11 protein-coding genes are annotated in these 17,031 nt (G+C 53.4%); 4 read left to right on the plus strand and 7 right to left on the minus strand.

Annotated elements, in window-relative coordinates; genetic code table 11:
- Positions 1-82 precede the first annotated feature (82 nt).
- Both ACK3SC_RS18640 and ACK3SC_RS18645 read right to left on the minus strand, forming a co-directional pair.
- Positions 83-1,645, minus strand: a complete 1,563-nt coding sequence (locus ACK3SC_RS18640) for a tryptophan 7-halogenase (RefSeq protein WP_416841757.1) — start codon at positions 1,643-1,645, stop codon at positions 83-85.
- Positions 1,646-1,988: 343 nt separating this feature from the next.
- Positions 1,989-2,396, minus strand: coding sequence for a cupin domain-containing protein (locus ACK3SC_RS18645; RefSeq protein WP_416841758.1), 408 nt, complete (start codon positions 2,394-2,396; stop codon positions 1,989-1,991).
- Positions 2,397-2,970: 574 nt separating this feature from the next.
- Here ACK3SC_RS18645 and rdfA point away from each other — a divergent pair.
- Both rdfA and ACK3SC_RS18655 read left to right on the plus strand, forming a co-directional pair.
- The gene (rdfA, locus tag ACK3SC_RS18650; protein ID WP_416841759.1) at positions 2,971-3,594 is read left to right on the plus strand and encodes a rod-determining factor RdfA; all 624 of its coding nucleotides are present in this window, start codon (positions 2,971-2,973) and stop codon (positions 3,592-3,594) included.
- A gap of 80 nt (positions 3,595-3,674) precedes the next feature.
- Positions 3,675-5,627: an archaea-specific SMC-related protein gene (locus ACK3SC_RS18655; RefSeq protein WP_416841760.1), complete on the plus strand. Its 1,953-nt coding sequence runs from the start codon at positions 3,675-3,677 to the stop codon at positions 5,625-5,627.
- A gap of 857 nt (positions 5,628-6,484) precedes the next feature.
- Here the strand turns inward: ACK3SC_RS18655 and ACK3SC_RS18660 are convergent.
- Positions 6,485-7,762, minus strand: coding sequence for a Cdc6/Cdc18 family protein (locus tag ACK3SC_RS18660; protein ID WP_416841761.1), 1,278 nt, complete (start codon positions 7,760-7,762; stop codon positions 6,485-6,487).
- 1,062 nt (positions 7,763-8,824) lie between these two features.
- Entirely contained in the window at positions 8,825-9,796 is a 972-nt protein-coding gene (locus tag ACK3SC_RS18665; protein WP_416841762.1) for a mannonate dehydratase, read from the minus strand.
- 164 nt (positions 9,797-9,960) lie between these two features.
- Between ACK3SC_RS18665 and ACK3SC_RS18670 the strand changes: the two genes are divergently transcribed.
- Complete coding sequence (locus ACK3SC_RS18670; protein WP_416841763.1) at positions 9,961-12,063, plus strand: beta-glucosidase family protein; 2,103 nt, start codon at positions 9,961-9,963, stop codon at positions 12,061-12,063.
- Positions 12,064-12,501: 438 nt separating this feature from the next.
- The gene (locus ACK3SC_RS18675) at positions 12,502-13,674 is read left to right on the plus strand and encodes an MFS transporter (protein ID WP_416841764.1); all 1,173 of its coding nucleotides are present in this window, start codon (positions 12,502-12,504) and stop codon (positions 13,672-13,674) included.
- A 110-nt stretch (positions 13,675-13,784) separates the two neighbouring features.
- Here the strand turns inward: ACK3SC_RS18675 and ACK3SC_RS18680 are convergent, their stop codons facing one another.
- From ACK3SC_RS18680 to ACK3SC_RS18690, 3 genes are read right to left on the minus strand one after another with little or no spacing between them, the layout of a single operon-like run.
- Positions 13,785-14,930 (minus strand): ABC transporter ATP-binding protein, encoded by a 1,146-nt coding sequence (locus ACK3SC_RS18680; RefSeq protein WP_416841765.1) that lies wholly within the window; start codon positions 14,928-14,930, stop codon positions 13,785-13,787.
- A gap of 2 nt (positions 14,931-14,932) precedes the next feature.
- Positions 14,933-16,084, minus strand: a complete 1,152-nt coding sequence (locus ACK3SC_RS18685; protein ID WP_416841766.1) for an ABC transporter ATP-binding protein — start codon at positions 16,082-16,084, stop codon at positions 14,933-14,935.
- A gap of 12 nt (positions 16,085-16,096) precedes the next feature.
- Positions 16,097-17,029 (minus strand): carbohydrate ABC transporter permease, encoded by a 933-nt coding sequence (locus ACK3SC_RS18690; protein WP_416841767.1) that lies wholly within the window; start codon positions 17,027-17,029, stop codon positions 16,097-16,099.
- Positions 17,030-17,031: the final 2 nt, after the last annotated feature.

Here is a 17,031-nt window from a genome sequence, read left to right on the forward strand (position 1 = left end):
CTAATTTTATATCACCCGCCGGGAGAGAGACTGCTCTCTCATCTCGTGCTTCGACGAACTGCTCGAAACAGCGGCGGGCGACTTACTGTGACCGCGGTGCCGCGGCTTGTGCGAAGACCCGTTCGTTTCTGAAGAAAGAATCGACCAGCCCAGACTTATACACCTGTTCGTAGCTGAGACACTCATCGGCCAGGTCCTCGACGTAGCCATTTCGATGTCGCCAGCGCTCTTTCACGTTTTCGCTGACGGTGAACTCGTGTTCTTCGTAGAAGCTAGATTTGGCGCCCATGTGTCGCATGACGAAATAGAGACTCGACGTCGGGAACGCGAGCATCCCCCGCTGTGAGCCTTCTTCGGTCACGAGTTCGGAGTTATACAGTTCGAACCCGTTGCGGTCGTAGTAGTTGATGTATTCCTGAATGCGGTCGCTTACTGGGATCGACCGCATCGCTTTCCAGAAGTCGTTGTCTCCGTCGGCGAACAGGTAGTGAATGCTGATGAAGTCGTAGGCGGAGTTCCAGCTCCCCCGAACGTATCTGTTGTAGGATTCCCTGAACGCAGCGTCGGTAATGTGGCCACGGCCAGCAAGCCGACGAGACAGGCGCAGGGCGGTGTTCAGATGGGTCGTCAGTGACGTCGCCTGGAGTGGTTCGATGAACCCCTGAGCGTTGCCCGTCGTGACGCAGTTTCCGACCCAAGCGGTCTCGAAGAACCCCGAGTCAAACTGGTGGTGTGCGATGCCTTGGAGCTGTTCGTCGCGGTGGGATTTGAACTCCGCGAGAGCACCCTCCTTGGAGACGTGTTCGGAACTGTACACGTAACCCATTCCCCGACCTTCAGGCGTATCGATCTGCCAGAACCAACCGTACTCGCCCGTGTCCAAGACGGTCGCTGGCACGATATCCGCGATGTCGATGTCTGCCTGGGCGGTGACGGCCCTGTCGAGTGGTATGTCGAAACTGTGGTAGTCGGCCTCAAGTTCGCTGATCAGGTGGCGCGAGAACCCCGTCGAGTCGACGTACAGGTCCGCGTCGTAGACGCCTGACTCACCCTCGACGTGTTCGACCCAGGTCCCCGAAGCGTTCGTCTCGACGTTCGTTACCCGGTCGTTGATTAGGTCGATGTCCCGCTCCGTACACATTGTCCGAAGGAAGGCGTTGAACCGTCCGATGCTCAGATGATACGCCATGTTGGGGTACATTACATACGAGTCCTGGGTTGGTGCGTAGACCAGCGGTGTCTTGCGGCTGTCGACAATTCCTTCCGCGGGCGTGGACATATCACCTGTATTGTAGTAGTGGTACAGCGATTCGACTGATTGTGGGTCGTCGAGTTCCGGCTTCACCGAGCGGATGTCGAACGCGTAGTGGAACGGTTTGTAGCCACACCAGTCCCGGAAATACGAGGACCCTTTCCAGACCGGTCTGACCTCCTGGAGAAACCGCGACTCATCGATTCCGAGTGCGTCGTGTAGCAACGGGACGATGGACTGGAACGTCCCCTGACCGACGCTCGTCGGTGGGTCTTCGAAATCGTCGACGATTTCGATCGAGAGGTGTGGATTCACCCTGCGAAGTGCTAGCGCAGCTAGGAGCCCAGCGTCGCCGCCACCGACGACCGTCACGCTCGAGATTTTGTTCCCCATGTTATCTCGTACCATTGAGATTTTTGGTTAAATACCTGTCTCTGTTCGGGCGGTTTCACACCCCGCTTGTACCAGTCACGCATTCAACTCCAAGAGGTGCTTTTACCCTGCGACATCGAGCACGTTGCATCCTTACTTCGCGGATGAATCTCACCTTACTTCGCGGATGAATTTCACAGTCTGTCGTGAACTAAATAACCGTCCTGTTGACTACACCATCTACGTTCAGCAGATGCTTTCTGGTAGAATCTGAGTAGATTCTGTGGTCGTGCTGAACTCAGCGCACGTCTCAGTCACGAAACCCTTCTGGAGCTCTTGCAGTCTCGGTTGGTAGATACAGCAGTCAGTTATCTAACCCGGGGTTGTACTCGTCGTTGCTGACGTGTTCTAACCAGTTGACGACTTCCCCGTCACGCTCTTCCTGAATAGCGATGTGCGTCATTGCTTTGTTCGGCGTCGCACCATGCCAGTGTTTCTCCCCCGGTGGGAACCAGACCACGTCACCCGCGCGAATCTGCTTGCGTTCTCCGCCTTCTCGTTGCACTAGGCCACAGCCGCTCGTCACAATTAGCCGCTGGCCGAGCGGATGAGTATGCCACGCGGTGCGAGCCCCAGGTTCGAATGTGACGCTCGCCGCCGCTGCGCGGGCTTCGCCTTGCGGGTCGAATAGAGGGTCAATTCGGGCGTCGCCTGTGAAGTACTCGTCAGGGCCTTCGATGGAGTCTTGTGAACAGTCGGTGGTGATATCCATAGAGTTTGCCTTTCAGTAGAATGACGTGTGGCTTGAATTCTGTGCTATCTGAAAAGGGTATGTATCAGTGAGTTCGTGCCAAGCCACGTCAGAGGGAGTTCTGTTTACTCGGCAGCGAAGATTGGCTAAAAGAGTCGTACAACCCGAAGTTACGGCTAGACATGGTCGAGTGGTCGAATCGGTACGAACCAATTTGATCCACCTACAAAATTATGCTACACACTATTGTATTGCACCACTGAAAACAGGATAGTATTCTATCAATTGGGCAATATTAAACTAGCGACAATCCCAGCCAAGTTGAAAACAACGAGCTATTACGAAATTATTAGAGACAACATCCATATTTCTTTTTGATTAGCGAGGGAAACAACAATTATCATCATCTCGTGAATACCAATGTTTCAATATCCAAGTTGGCTAATAACAGCTAAATAGATATAATTTCAATTTTTATTTAACAGAATTAAAATGGCAGCTAATATTGCTTGAATTCTGCAAATTCAACGGGAGATGACTGTCCGCTAAGTAACAAAACTAAACATATTAAGCCCCAGTAACCAACTACTCGATAATGAGCGCGGACCAAGGTAGTAGTCGCCGTCAATCGAAGATCGAGAGGGTGATAAAACAGTACGGTTTGGGCGACTTTGGTGAGACATTAGCTCGTCGCTGGACAGATCCTGAAGGTGATAGTCTCAGAGATCTTGCAGACCAAATGAACCAGGAAGTACTCGCTTCTGCATTACATGATGTGGACGCTGATGTCCTCGAAGGAGAAGTCGAGAATATGTACGCCTTACTCACTGGTGACAATACAACAGAGGGGATGCGGGTTCAGGCGAAAAATACTATCCAATCAGAGGGAGTAGACGTTGATCAATTACTCTCGGATTTCGTCTCCCATCAAGCAGTGTACACGTATCTCACGGATATTCGAGGTGTAACAAAGGAATCAAAATCTACCAACCGGCTCGACAACGTAATCCAATCCATTCAAAAGCTTCGTGGTCGATTGATAGCTGTAACTGAAAGAAGCCTCGCTTCGCTACGGAGCACGAACAAGCTTCGACTTGGAGATTTCGACGTTCTCGTCGATACCCAAGTTTACTGCAGAGATTGTGGAACTCAATACGAAGTCGTCCAGTTACTTGAGCGAGGAGGATGTGATTGTGATACTACGAGTGGTTCCGAATAATTTCATTACAAAACTAGTACTGTAATTTTGAGCTCAGTTATCCCTGTGAATTTATAAAGGAGCAACTGCTAATCGGCGGTATGAGTTCAGAACAGATGTCCAAATCTAAGGTCAACATATCTGTAGAAAATATTGGTGGGATAGACGAACTTTCGACATCATTTGAGCCAGGTGTAACAGTTCTTGCAGGACGAAATGCAACGAACAGAACATCACTTCTGCGGTCGATAATGGCTGCTCACGGAAGCGACGATGTAGCGTTGAAAGGAGACGCAGAAGAGGGATTTGTCGAGCTGACTCTCGGTGACGAAACGTATACGCGAACGTTTGAGCGACAGGGGAGTTCAGTAGTTACTGGCGGAGACCCGATCCTCGACGACACAGAGCTTGCTGATCTCTTTGCGTTCCTGCTCGAGACGAATGATGCTCGTCGCGCAGTCGCCAACGGAGAGGACCTCCGAGACCTCATAATGCGACCGGTCGACGTCGAGTCGATAAACGAAGAGGTCAACGCCCTGCAACAGCAGAAACGAGAGATTTCGAACGAACTGTCGACCCTCAGTAACCTCTCGGAGAAACTTCCGACTCTCGAACAGCGACGGACGAAACTCCAAGATCAAATCGACGAAAAAGAAACAGAGCTCGCTGAGAAAGAACGCGAAGTAGAGGAGTATGACGCGAGTGTAAGCGAACAGCAAGAAGCAGAAAGTGAACTTGAGTCAAAACTCGGTGAGCTTCGAGACAAACGGGGTGAGATCGACGACGTCGACCGGCGAATCCAGACTGAAAAGCAGAGCCTCAATGCACTCGAGTCCGAAGAGGAAGAATTGCAGGAGGATGCTGAAGAGCTTCCGGACGTCGCCGGCGGACAGGTGAGCGAAATCGAATCCGAAATTAGTCGACTTCGCACGCGCCGGCAAGAGGTTCAGTCGACTATCAACGAACTTCAGTCGGTGATTCAGTTCAACGAGGAAATGCTCTCTGGGACGTCTTCTGATGTTGTTGAGGCACTCCGAGGCTCTGAATCGAGTGAGAGCGGGAGCGTCACTGACCAACTCCTCGCCGATCAGCAGGTCGTCTGTTGGACGTGTGGGTCAGAAGTCGACCAAGAGGAGATTGAATCCACGATTGACCGACTCCGAAGTCTCCGTGAGGAAAAACTCGACGAGGGCCGATCGTTCAAGCAGAAGCTTTCGGAGCTCCAAGACGAGAAGTCGACCCACGAGCAGCGACAGCGTGAACGCGATCGTATTGAGCGTCGTCTCTCAGAAATCGAGAGTGAACAGACTACTCGTGAAGAACGGATAGAAGAACTGAAATCACGCCGAAGTGAGCTCGAAGACGAAGTCGACTCACTCGAACAGACGGTCGACGAGCTAGAAAGTGAAGAACACGGTGAGTTGCTTGATCTTCACCGCGAAGCCAACCAGCTCGAATACGATCTTGGACGACTTCGTTCCGACCTCGACGACGTCGAGGACGAGATTGCATCTATCGAAGCGAAGCTCGACGAGCGCGATGAGTTAGAAGCCACCCGTGACGAAATCGACGAAGAGCTCAAAGAGCTTCGAACGCGAATCGAGCGACTCGAATCAGAGGCTGTCGAAGAGTTCAACACTCGCATGGACGACGTCCTTGACGTCCTCGAGTACGATAACCTCGAACGGATTTGGATCGAGCGCACAGAGCAGCGCGTTCGTGAGGGTCGCAAGAAGGTCACCAAGTCAGTCTTCGAACTGCACGTTATCCGGACGAACGAAGAAGGAGTGAGCTACGAAGATTCGTTGGCCCACCTTTCAGAGTCTGAGCGTGAGGTGACGGGTCTCGTGTTTGCACTCGCTGGATACCTCATTCACGAGGTATACGAGACGGTGCCGTTCATGGTGCTCGACTCCCTTGAGGCGATAGACGCTGGCCGTATTTCGCGGCTTGTGGACTACTTTGCCGACTACGCTGACTACCTTGTCGTCGCACTGCTCGAAGAAGACGCCCAAGCAGTCGACAGTTCGTACCCGCGATACTCACCAGCATAGATCCACATCGTTTCTGGTTTTTCGAGGGAGTAGATGTCAGACACATATAATAGTAAATATTTTAGGAGTTAGAACGTAATTCAGCAACCCAAATATAGTCCACTAATTAATATAGAGCTCAAAAATTCAATTGAAATTGGGATAATAGACATTGATTGCTGTTTTTATTTAACACAATATCGGAATATTATTCAAGAACAAAATACCTTTCACAATCATGCGAGTACTGGCCACGTCAAGGACCAATATCACTCACATGTTCGTGTAGTATTGTAGTCGTGTGCGAGTGGGTCCACCTGTTTGGGCAGACCAATTTTATTATCATATATAATATATGTATTTTGAATAATCAATCTTTAGATATTTTCACCAGTGTGAGTACTCGCACCAGCGTACGTACAATGTCGATTCGTCGAAACACGTTGTAATGTAGCTCGAAGCAAGTTCAAACAGAAGTTTCGAGTAGGAGTACAAACGGAGGAGAACAGAAAATAGAATCGCCAGTTTAACCAACAAAATGTTGTGCAGCGATTTGTGTTGGTTAACACGAATGAAAAAATGATGTCCTCCGAACCACCGACACCACCTGTGAGCCGCTCCACAGAGGTCGTCAACGCCCGCAAAGAGTTGGAACCGAATCACTTTCGGGACATTGCCCGCTATGCCGAAGAGTTGGCCGAACACAAAGAGCGCAGGGTTCGTATTGAGGAAGGTTGAGGAAGAGAAGACTGTTCATGAAGGGGCTCGCGGAGGAGTAGTGTATATTTTCACGTTGTACATAGGGCGTGAGTTCTCCGAGTAGACGAGTCAGAACTTACACTCGTGACCAGGGGTGCGAAGTCGGAGAAGAACGGAGACTACGCGAGATCTTCTAGCCGGCTATCTCGGAGCACGGATTTCAGCACAATACCAGTATCCTGAACCAGTCGATGCTCCAAGTAGCTTCCTTCTCCCCGTCCACCACCCGTCCGTGTCGATTCCACGACGCCGAGGAACGCCTGCTCCTTCAACAGTTCATAGACGCGGTGTTCGCTTAGAACCTTGGCATCGACCGTCTCAACTGTGTTCTGGTAGCGTTTGTAGATACGGCTTGTCGAGAACTCATCCTCGTTTGAGCTCTCTTCAGTCAGCAGTGCAAGTGAGTAGAGAATAAACTTGACCTGGGTCGTCGACCCCCGGAGTAACTCCTCGAATCGGTCGACTTCTGCCCACTCTTGGGCATCGCGAACGTGTTCTGCAATGACCTGGGCGGCGTTCTCTCGTTCAGCGAGCTCGCCCGCGTGTCGGAGAATCTCGATTGCCTTTCTCGCGTCGCCATGTTCCTGTGCGGCGAGTGCCGCAGTTAGCGGAATGACGTCATCAGAGAGAACGTCGTCGTGGAACGCGTCGCGGCGGTGCTTCATTATCCCTCGAAGTTGATTCGCGTCGTAGGGTTGGAAGACGAACTCTTCTTCACGAAGACTTGATTTGACACGCTCGTTCAACTGATCGCGGTACTCGATTTTGTTACTCACTGCGATAACGCCCAAGTGACAGTCGGCTTTCCCAGATTCACGGGCTCGTGAGAGTTGCATCAGAATATCGTCGTCGTCAAGACGGTCGACCTCGTCGAGAATGATGATAACAGCATCGTAGGCGAGATTCAGAATCTCCCAGAGATAGTCGTAATATTCCCCACTGCCAATTCCCGCGCGCGGAACGTCGAAGTCAGTCTTATCGGTCTTGTTGAGTTCCCGTGTCACTGTTCGGGCAACGCGAGTCTGGGTATTGTGTTGCGCACAGTCGACGTAGACAGTCCCGACAGTGATCCCATTAGATTCTGCAGCTCGGCGGGCACGTTCAGTGACATGACGAGCAACCAGCGACTTGCCCGTCCCTGTCTTGCCGTAGATCATGACGTTGTTCGGCGGGTCATCTTGAACGATCGGCCTGAGTTCAGCAGCGATGTCCTTGATTTCCTCATCACGACCGACGATTCGGGCACTTTCCGGGACGTGTCCGACCTTCAGGAGTTCCTTGCGAGTGAAAATGTTGACTCGGTTGGGATCATCTCCATCGATATTGAACAGGGGGTCCTCAGCCGGGTCTTCATACCGGTCGTTGAAGTCAGAGAGTTGCGACGAGTCCTCAGCCATCGATACAAGATACCGCGCAACCCGGCTACTTAATAATTTGCCTACCTCGACAAGAGTGTAAATCAGCCTATGACTGGAATATACTGTATAGTGTACCCAATGTTAGTCTGAAAAAGAAATGAGGCAATCCAGAGTGAAAGACGTCCCTCACGTAGAAGTGGTTTGGACGAAGAGACACCCCTCACCAAGAGTGTAAAACAGACAGAAGCCAATATTTCGTCACCCCTCGTCTCGAGTGAATCGCACCTATTCTTCCAATGGTCTCGAACGGTACACCCCTCATCAAGAGTGAAACCCGAGAAGGGGTCCAGACAATCAGACATCGAGTAGACAACGAAAGACGTCTGACGCACGGCAGACACCCCTCGTCCAGAGTGAAAATAGTCGCGAGACTCGCTGTTCGGTCGGACAGAGGAACAGGGCAATAGTCCCTGTTTTCAGTTGAACTGATAAGCGCAAAACACGGCTGTTGACCTGTATCCCGCACCGATATTGGGGATGTCGAGGATTAGAGGTATCGCAGGTATCATCACAAAGAAGTCATGATTGAGGAAGACCCACCCACCCCTCGTCAAGAGTGAAACAGAACGAGAAGCGTTGGGGGATTAGACGAGAATTGGACGACGGGACTATTGTAAAGCGGCCGAGTCACTGGAGGAGACGCAGGTATACTGCTAAAGCGCTTCCGTGAAATCGATCAGCATCTCCATCCTGTCGGATATATTGATAATATCTATAAGATTTATATTTCAGTAATTCGAATAGCCCATTAAGTCTATTCTACTCAGTGAAAGGACGAATAGGTATTCGTCTGATCCTCGTGAATGACTCATCGTTAGTGTACTTCTTATTCCGTCGTCTATCCCGATCTTCTCGACTCTCTCCGTGGTTTCGTCTGTGTTCCCTTCTCGTAAACCCCCATTTCATGTGGATAGCCCCCCACCCTTTCACTGCGTTTTCACTCTGGACGAGGGGTGTGTGGTACCACAAGCTTCCTCTTCTTACTCTTCCTCTTCGAAAATATTTCGTCTGTTGTCCAACGCGCACTGAAACGCTCTCGTATCAGTAGTTGTCTGCGTGTACCTGCTCTCGAAGACCACGCATATAGCCGATCGCGAACAAGCGTCCGTTCGTGTGATAGCCTGGATTCGAATTGTCCTCTCCAGCCATCGTTGGTACGTGGTCAGGCCGCATCGGAACATCGTCTTGGACGTACTTCTCGTAGGCCCGCATCGCAGCTAGCATGTCTGTCGGGCCTTCGTCGTGCCAACTTTCGACGAACTGATCTGCATCTCCATCGATGTCGCGGAAGTGGATGAAGGTAATCCGATCACCAAAGTGCTCTATCGTTTCGGGGATGTCCACGCCCATCGCTGCGAAGTTTCCCTGACAGAACGTTATTCCGTTGTATTTGCTATCGGTAACCTCGAGCACACGATCGTAGGCATCGACGCTGTTGACGATGCGAGGCATTCCTCCGAGCGACCGTCTGGGTGGGTCATCCGGGTGGAGACCGAGTTTCACACCGGCCTCCTCTGCCACGGGTATCACTTCATTGAGGAAATATTCGAGCGCCTCCCAGACGTCTTCGTGTGTCACATCGGCAAATTCGGATTGTGGGTCGCTTCCTACTTTCGCAAGATCGAACTCGGTGACGTACGAACCACCCCGGGACTCGACGTGGACGGCAGTTCGTGCCCACCGAACACCGGCCATCCAGTCGTAACAGACGACCGGAATTCCCACTTCACCACAGTCCCGGAGGAATCGTTTGAAGACCTCGATGTCCTCGTCGCGGCCCGGCCTCCCCAGTCGAATTCGATCTGAAATTGGAACCGACCCTTCGAGGACGGCGAATTCAAGTCCGGCGTTTGTGAGCCAATTGTCGAGTCCTTGTAGTTCGTCGTAGGTCCAGTGTGTGCGACCGTCTCCGATCTCTAGCGGGTGAATGACGGCCTTTTTGACGCCCATCTGTGTCGAAAGCTTCCAGCGTTCATCAGGCTTTGGTGGAAGGATGAGTGCAGGTGAAACCATGCATTACGTCTATGCGTAATCGTACTAATACTCTCGGACGAATGGAATATGGAACCTGCACTCGTGTTTGGTTCCGGGTGACAGCCACAGTGGTGAAGAGCTACCAGAAATGACAGCCTCAACATCAATTATTTTCGCGCTCGAAACAGAGCTACCGAGTATACATGTCGTTAGTACCTGAAGAAATAGAACAACTCATCGAAGAGTTGACTCTCGAAGAGAAGATTCAACTCGTTCACGGGGAAGCGGACCCGGAAGGATTGGCCACTGGTTATCTCTCTGGGGTTGAACGACTCGGAATCCCAGAGCTCCGACTCGCTGATGGGCCACTGGGTGTCCGAGCCCGTGGACATCCTGCAACTCTCTTCCCTGCATCAATCGCCCTCGCTGCGACGTTCGACCCCAATCTCGGACGAAAACAAGGTGTCGCTATGGGCCGTGAGGCGAAAGCACGTAAACAAGACGCGTTGCTCGGCCCGGGCGTGAACCTCATTCGGGTTCCCCATTGTGGACGAAATTTCGAGTACTATTCAGAAGACCCCGTTCTGACGGCGGCGTTCGCCCATTCGATGGTTACAGGTATCCAGTCGGAGGACGTTATTGCAACTCCCAAGCACTACGTCGCCAACAATCAAGAGACAAACCGGGCTTCGGTCGATGTCGATGTCAGTGAACGTGCCCTTCGGGAGTGTTACCTCCCAGGATTCAAGGCGGCGGTCGACGCAGGAGCGGGGTCGGTGATGACCGCATACAACAGCGTAAACGGCTCGTTCATGAGCGAAAACCGGTCGCTCGTAACGGACGTGTTGAAAAGCGAGTGGGGATTCGATGGGTACGTCGTTTCGGATTGGTTCGGTACCGTGAGTACAGTTGGTTCCGCAAACGGAGGATTGGACCTCGAGATGCCCGGAATCACACGTGAGGAGATGTGGGAGGTCTTTGGGCTCGAACTCGACGTCGATGAAGAAGGGACTGTCTTTGATGAAACTGAGGATATGTCTGCCGGGATGCCGGATATGTCGAATACAAAGTGGTTCGCCGAACCGCTCGCCGAAGCGGTTCGAACTGGGGAGGTTCCCGAGGAACGAGTGGACGACATGGTGACGAGAATCCTCCGGCAGATGGACCGAATCGGTCTCTTCGAAGGTGACCGTGGCGAAGGCAATTCTACGGAGAACGACCATCGGTCAGTATCCGAGTCGATTGCAGCCCGAGGAACGGTACTATTAGAGAACGACGGCGTTCTCCCACTGGCGGACGGCGTCGATATCGCAGTGGTTGGGCCGGGAGTTCGAGAGATAACCACCGGTGGCGGCTCCTCCGAGATGGACGCTCTCTACGAGGTTTCCACTGCCGAAGGGATCGAAGACCGGGCGAACGGAGACGTCCTCGTCGAACGCGGACTTCCAAAAGTCGAACAGGTCTCGTTCTTCGGTCGTGACGAGGACGACACTGACCAGCGCCCAGACCCACGCCTCGAAGACGCGGTAGAGGCCGCAGCGACAGCAGAAGTCGCGGTTGTCGTCGTTCAGGATGCTGCAACCGAGGCGAGAGACCGCGAGAATCTCAGACTACCTGGACGGCAGGACCAACTCGTCGAAGAAGTCGCAGCAGTCAACGAGAACACGGTGGTCGTAGTGCAGTCGAGTGGACCTGTCGAGCTCCCGTGGCGTTCTGAGGTCGCTGCAGTGCTCGAATCGTGGTATCCGGGACAGTCTGACGGTGACGCGCTCGCTGCAGTCTTGTTCGGTGACGTGGACGCCAGCGGACGCCTTCCAGTCACGTTCGCGAACGAGCGTGACTATCCGACGTCGACCGAGGAAACGTTCCCCGGTGCAGGTGGCGAAGTTCATTACACGGAGGATTTGTTCGTTGGATACAAGCACTTTGACGTGTCCGACGTCGAACCAACCTATCCGTTTGGCCATGGATTATCCTACGCTGAGTTTTCGTATCACTCTGTAGAGGCTGTCGACGAACGGCAGGTGCGCGTCACTATCGAGAACACCGCTGACCGAGAAGGCCGCGAAGTTGTTCAGGCCTACGTCTCCTCAGAGAGCGTTGGTGAAGACCGTCCCGTTCGTGAACTTGCAGGGTTTGTGCCTGTAGATGTCCAGGCGGGAGAAATAGTGACGGTCGACATCGACCTTGAAGATTTAGCCTTCGCTCAGTACGACGACTCGGAGGGGTGGACCGACCTCGAAGGCCCGTTCACGGTCGAAATTGCCCGGTCTGCAGGAGATACGAGACTAGAGGTTACGTTGTAACCGAGTGAGACCAATCTCGACCGACCGTTCTCTGAAAGGTGCAAACTCGTCCCGCGAACGTTCTGTGGACAAGATTGGACATACGTGAGCTCACGTACTTGGTAGGGAGTCGACATCGAGCCACTTTCGTCAGCAGATGGCTCAGTGATAACTCGTCAGAACCGCACTTGTCCCAAGTGTATTTGTTCTCTCCGTTCGCTGAATGATGCCGTGGAGGAATCGTTCGGCACCCAGTAGGCAACCGAACTCACAACAGTAGGCAACCGAACTCACAACACGGGCTGCTCGTGAGTCGATGACACTCCTGAAGAACGAAGCCGACTTGCTCCCCCTTTGGGTGGAGATGTAGCGATACAATATTTCGGGTAGTAACGGCACAGTCGAGTCAACGACCACTTATGGTTTGGTTTATACGACACCACCTTCGAATTTTGTATAATGAACCGCCGCCAAAAGTGGACGCTAGCGATTTTCTTGTTCGTTCTTGGAGACGGGATCGTAGTACAGACACGCGGTCCCCTCTTGCCCGCGTTCGGGCAGTCGTTTTCTGTGTCGGAGAGCCTCCTCGGATTGGTCGCCCCTGCAGGTACGGTTGGACTCGTGGCTACTGTGCTGACAGTTGGTATGTTGTCTGGGCGACTTGATGCTCGAAAGTTCCTTGCTATCGGAACTGGTGTCGGCATCGCGAGTCTCCTCCTCTTGGGAACGTCAGTTTCATACCCCATGTTACTCGGTGGATTCTTCATCCAAGGGGCCGCATTCGGTGTATTTCGTGCACTTGATCGACCACTTCTTGGTCACCTCTATCCCTCCCAGCGGGCACGTATCTTCAACTTGTATGCTGCCACGTGGGCCCTCGGAGCAGCAGCAGGGCCGCTCGTCGTCAACACAGTTCTCAGATTCGGTGAGTGGAGGCTAACGTACCTGATACTGGTCGTTGTCTTTCTCCCGACAGCATATTTTATCTGGACACTCGAATTTCCGACCGAGACGTGGTCTGAAAAACGACTTACGCTTACTGGATTGGCCTCAGTTCTCCGGACACCATCGATTGCAGGAATGGTTTGTGCATTGGTGTTGACCGGCGGGATAGAAGGAATCATCTTTACCTGGCTACCCTTCTACGCAACACAGTTCGTGCCTCAATCGACGGCCAATCTCTTGCTTTCGGGCTTTCTCATTATGTACATCCCAGGCCGATTGGTGTACAGCCGACTCACTTCACGCGTTCGGTCACTTACACTCGTTGCCGCCCTTTCAGTCGGGTCTCTTCCGATTCTCTACGTCGCGTTTGTCTCTACATCGACTACCGAACTAGTTATCGCTGTGTTGGGACTCGGTCTCCTCGTCTCTGGTTTCTATCCAACACTCTCAGCATTCGGTGTCGATGCACTTCCAGAACGAAGTGGCCCAGTGAACGCTGTTGCAGTCGCGGGAAACTACCTGGGGCTCTCTACCCTTCCAGTCGCCGTCGGGGCGCTTTCTTCCGCGTATGGTATTTCGACGGGGATTCAGCTCACACTCCCTGCGATGGTTGGTGTCACAGTCGTCATTCTGTTCACACGGTTTCAAATCACAACTCACGGCAAGGAGGTGTCAGGAGACGGCTGACCAGAAACCCGGTGAGTGCCCTAATATGAGAGATGTGAGAAAGCAGAGGTTGTTTCTCAGTGGACGGTCCGTGACGAGCGCTGAATGGGTTCGAAACTGGTGCGGGTATCCTACACGAACGAGTTCAGGGAACGGTTCGAGGGGATCTCCCGGTGCTTCAATGCGTCTCCGCTTTGGCCGTCGAAGAGATGGGTGGCCTCTTCTGGGAATTTGACCACCGTTCGGTCACCTGCTGAAACGGTCGTTTGGCCGGTGGTTGTCGCAGTGAATTGGGCACTTCCGTCACCATCGACAAATTGCAAGTGGACAGTGTTCTCGTTGCCCTGCGGTTCGACGACGACAACCTCAGCCTCGAAGCAGTGGTCGCCCATTTGGTCGAGACCTACTTCGATGTCCTCTGGTCGAATGCCGAGTGTTAGCGACTCGAGTCCATCGACGTACTCACGGGTCGATTCCGACAGATGGTAGTTGAAGTTGTCCCCCCGTAAGACATCGTTCTCGATCGACCCCTGGAAAAAGTTCATCGAGGGTTCGCCGATGAACCCTGCGACAAACAGGTTGTTCGGGCGGTGGTAGCATTCGAGTGGTGTGCCAATCTGTTGGAGTTCACCATCGTCGAGAACGGCTATCTTGTCACCCATCGTCATCGCTTCTGTCTGGTCGTGGGTGACGTAGATTGTGGTGACTCCGAGGTCCTCTTGGAGACGCTGCAGTTCGGTCCGCATCTGAGCGCGTAATTTCGCGTCGAGGTTGCTCAGGGGTTCGTCCATCAAGAACACCTCTGGGTCGCGAACGATTGCGCGGCCAAGTGCCACACGTTGCTGTTGCCCACCCGAAAGTTGCCCCGGTTTCCTGTCGAGAAGCTCGCGAATCCCCAACATTTCCGTCGTCTGCTCGATTCGCTCGTTTATCTCGTCATCGGGGAGGTCTGTCGACTCTTCGAGGCCGAAGGACATGTTTCCACGGACGCTCTTGTGCGGATAGAGCGCGTAGGACTGAAACACCATCGCGATATCCCGTTCTTGTGCCGAGACGTCGTTGAGGAGCTGGTCGTCGAGTCGAATATCTCCGTCGGTGACTGTCTCGAGGCCGGCAATCATTCGAAGCGTGGTTGACTTTCCACACCCGGATGGGCCGACGAGCACGAGGAACTCTCCGTCATCGATTTCGAGAGAGATATCCTCGGCAGCGACGATGTCGCTTCCAGAGTCGTCGGTGAAGACTTTCGTAACGTCGTCGAGTGTTAATCGTGCCATGACTACTGTTCGTGTTGGGTGAAATCGGTTGTCTGTTCGTGAGAGCGGTTGTGGATTGCCTCTCCGGACCTGGCATCGAACACGTGAATCGTGTCCGGGTGGATGGTTACCTTGACCCGGTCGCCTTGAGTGACGAGGTGCATGCCTTCGGTTATCGCCTGGAGAACGTCTTCACCGTCACTCCGGGTGGGGTGTGAGAGGTGAACGACGTTTTGGTCGCCGTGGGGTTCGACGACCGAAACATCCATGACGAACTCGTGTTCGTCGAGGTGAGGTTCGTCCTCGGTGGTCTCGGTGAGTTCGACGTTTTCTGGACGAACACCGAGCACGATGTCTTCGCGGTCACCGATGGCGTCAAGGACAGCGCCGTCGAGTGGGTACGAAAAGTAATCACCGACGAACGTAGACGCAGACCGCGTTCCATGGATGAGATTTATCATTGGTTCGCCGATGAACCCTGCGACGAACATGTTGTTCGGTTCATGATAGCACTCGAATGGGGTGGCAACCTGTTGGAGCTCGCCGCCATCCATGACCGCAATCCTGTCGGCCATGGTCATCGCCTCTGTCTGATTGTGGGTGACGTAGACCGTCGTCACCTTCAGCTGGTTTTGGAGGTCCTGGAGTTCGGTTCGCATCTCTGCACGCAACTTCGCGTCGAGGTTGCTGAGGGGCTCGTCCATGAGGAACACTTCCGGGTCGCGAACGATTGCACGACCGAGAGCGACGCGTTGTTGCTGCCCGCCGGAGAGTTCGCCAGGCTTTCGGTCGAGTAAGTCCGCGATTCCGAGCGTCTCAGCCACATCTTTGACCCGTTCGTCACGCTCCGCAGCCGTGTATCCTTCTTCTTCTTCGAGACCGAACCGCATGTTCTCGTGGACGGTCATGTGGGGATAGAGTGCGTAATCCTGGAAGACCATCGCGATGTCCCGGTTCTGCGGGACGCGGAAGTTCATGTGGTCGCCGCCGATGTAGATGTCGCCATCAGACGGCGTCTCAAGGCCGGCGAGACACCGGAGAGTCGTCGACTTTCCGCACCCCGAGGGGCCAACGAGCACGAGGAACTCTTCGTCCTCGATGTCGAGTGAGATTTCGTCTACTGCGACCGTGTCTCCGAACCGTTTCGTCATCTTATCGAGTTGAATTCGTCCCATGATTACTTCCAGTTAGGCACTCTCAGTGCGTAGTCCCTTGGCGAACTGTTCTGCGAACGCGACGTACAGTATGAGCGTCGGAACCGCGGCGAGGAACGCCGCAGACATTCTGATACCGAAGTCGATGCCCGAGGTCGACGCGCCGATAGCGGGCAGTACGAGCGTGACCGGTGCGGCCGGCGCGTCGGATCCGGTGACGAGGGTGAACGCGAAGAGGAACTCGTTGTAAATCTGCGTGAATTGGTAGATGAACACCACGCCGAACATCGGCTTCGAGATGGGGAGGATGATACGTCGATAAATCTTCGTGATACTCGCACCATCGATCTTCCCGGCTTCGACCAGCGAGTTGGGCAGACTCTGATAGTAGGACCGAAAGAGGATCGTACAGATTGGAATCCCGTACGCGATGTGTGTGATAACGAGCGGAATGAGTTCTGCGTGGTACCCCTGTAAGAGCGGAAGCGAGGCCACAATAGGCTCTAACATCCGCGCGATTGGGAAGATGTTATTCCAGAACCGCGCGAGCGGGACCAAAACTGCCTGGTAAGGGACGAAGATGCCAACCACGAAGAGCATCAGCATGCCCATCTGTGCACGCCATTTGACCATCGTGAGGCCATAGGCGGCCATGCTCCCGAAGAGAACGCTTCCAATCGTCGCTGGAACCGCCATGAGGAGTGAGTTGAAGAACGACCCCGAAAGCTTCTCCAGTGCGAATTGGAGGTTCCCGAGGGTAAATCCTTGGCCGACTGGCGGGGCGAAGGGAAGTGACCGAGCGATAGACTCGTTCGTCTTGAACGCGGTCATGATTCCTGTCTCCAACGGGACGAGGAAGAACCCGAGGAAGAAGACGACCAGAGCATACTGTACGACACGACGGAGGTTCACGTCCTCGACGAGCGATCTCACGTCGAACGTGTTCGTTGATGACTGCTGTGACATGA

Origin of the sequence: Haloferax sp. DFSO52, from assembly GCF_048158745.1 — an archaeon.
In the GTDB taxonomy this organism is placed as follows: domain Archaea; phylum Halobacteriota; class Halobacteria; order Halobacteriales; family Haloferacaceae; genus Haloferax.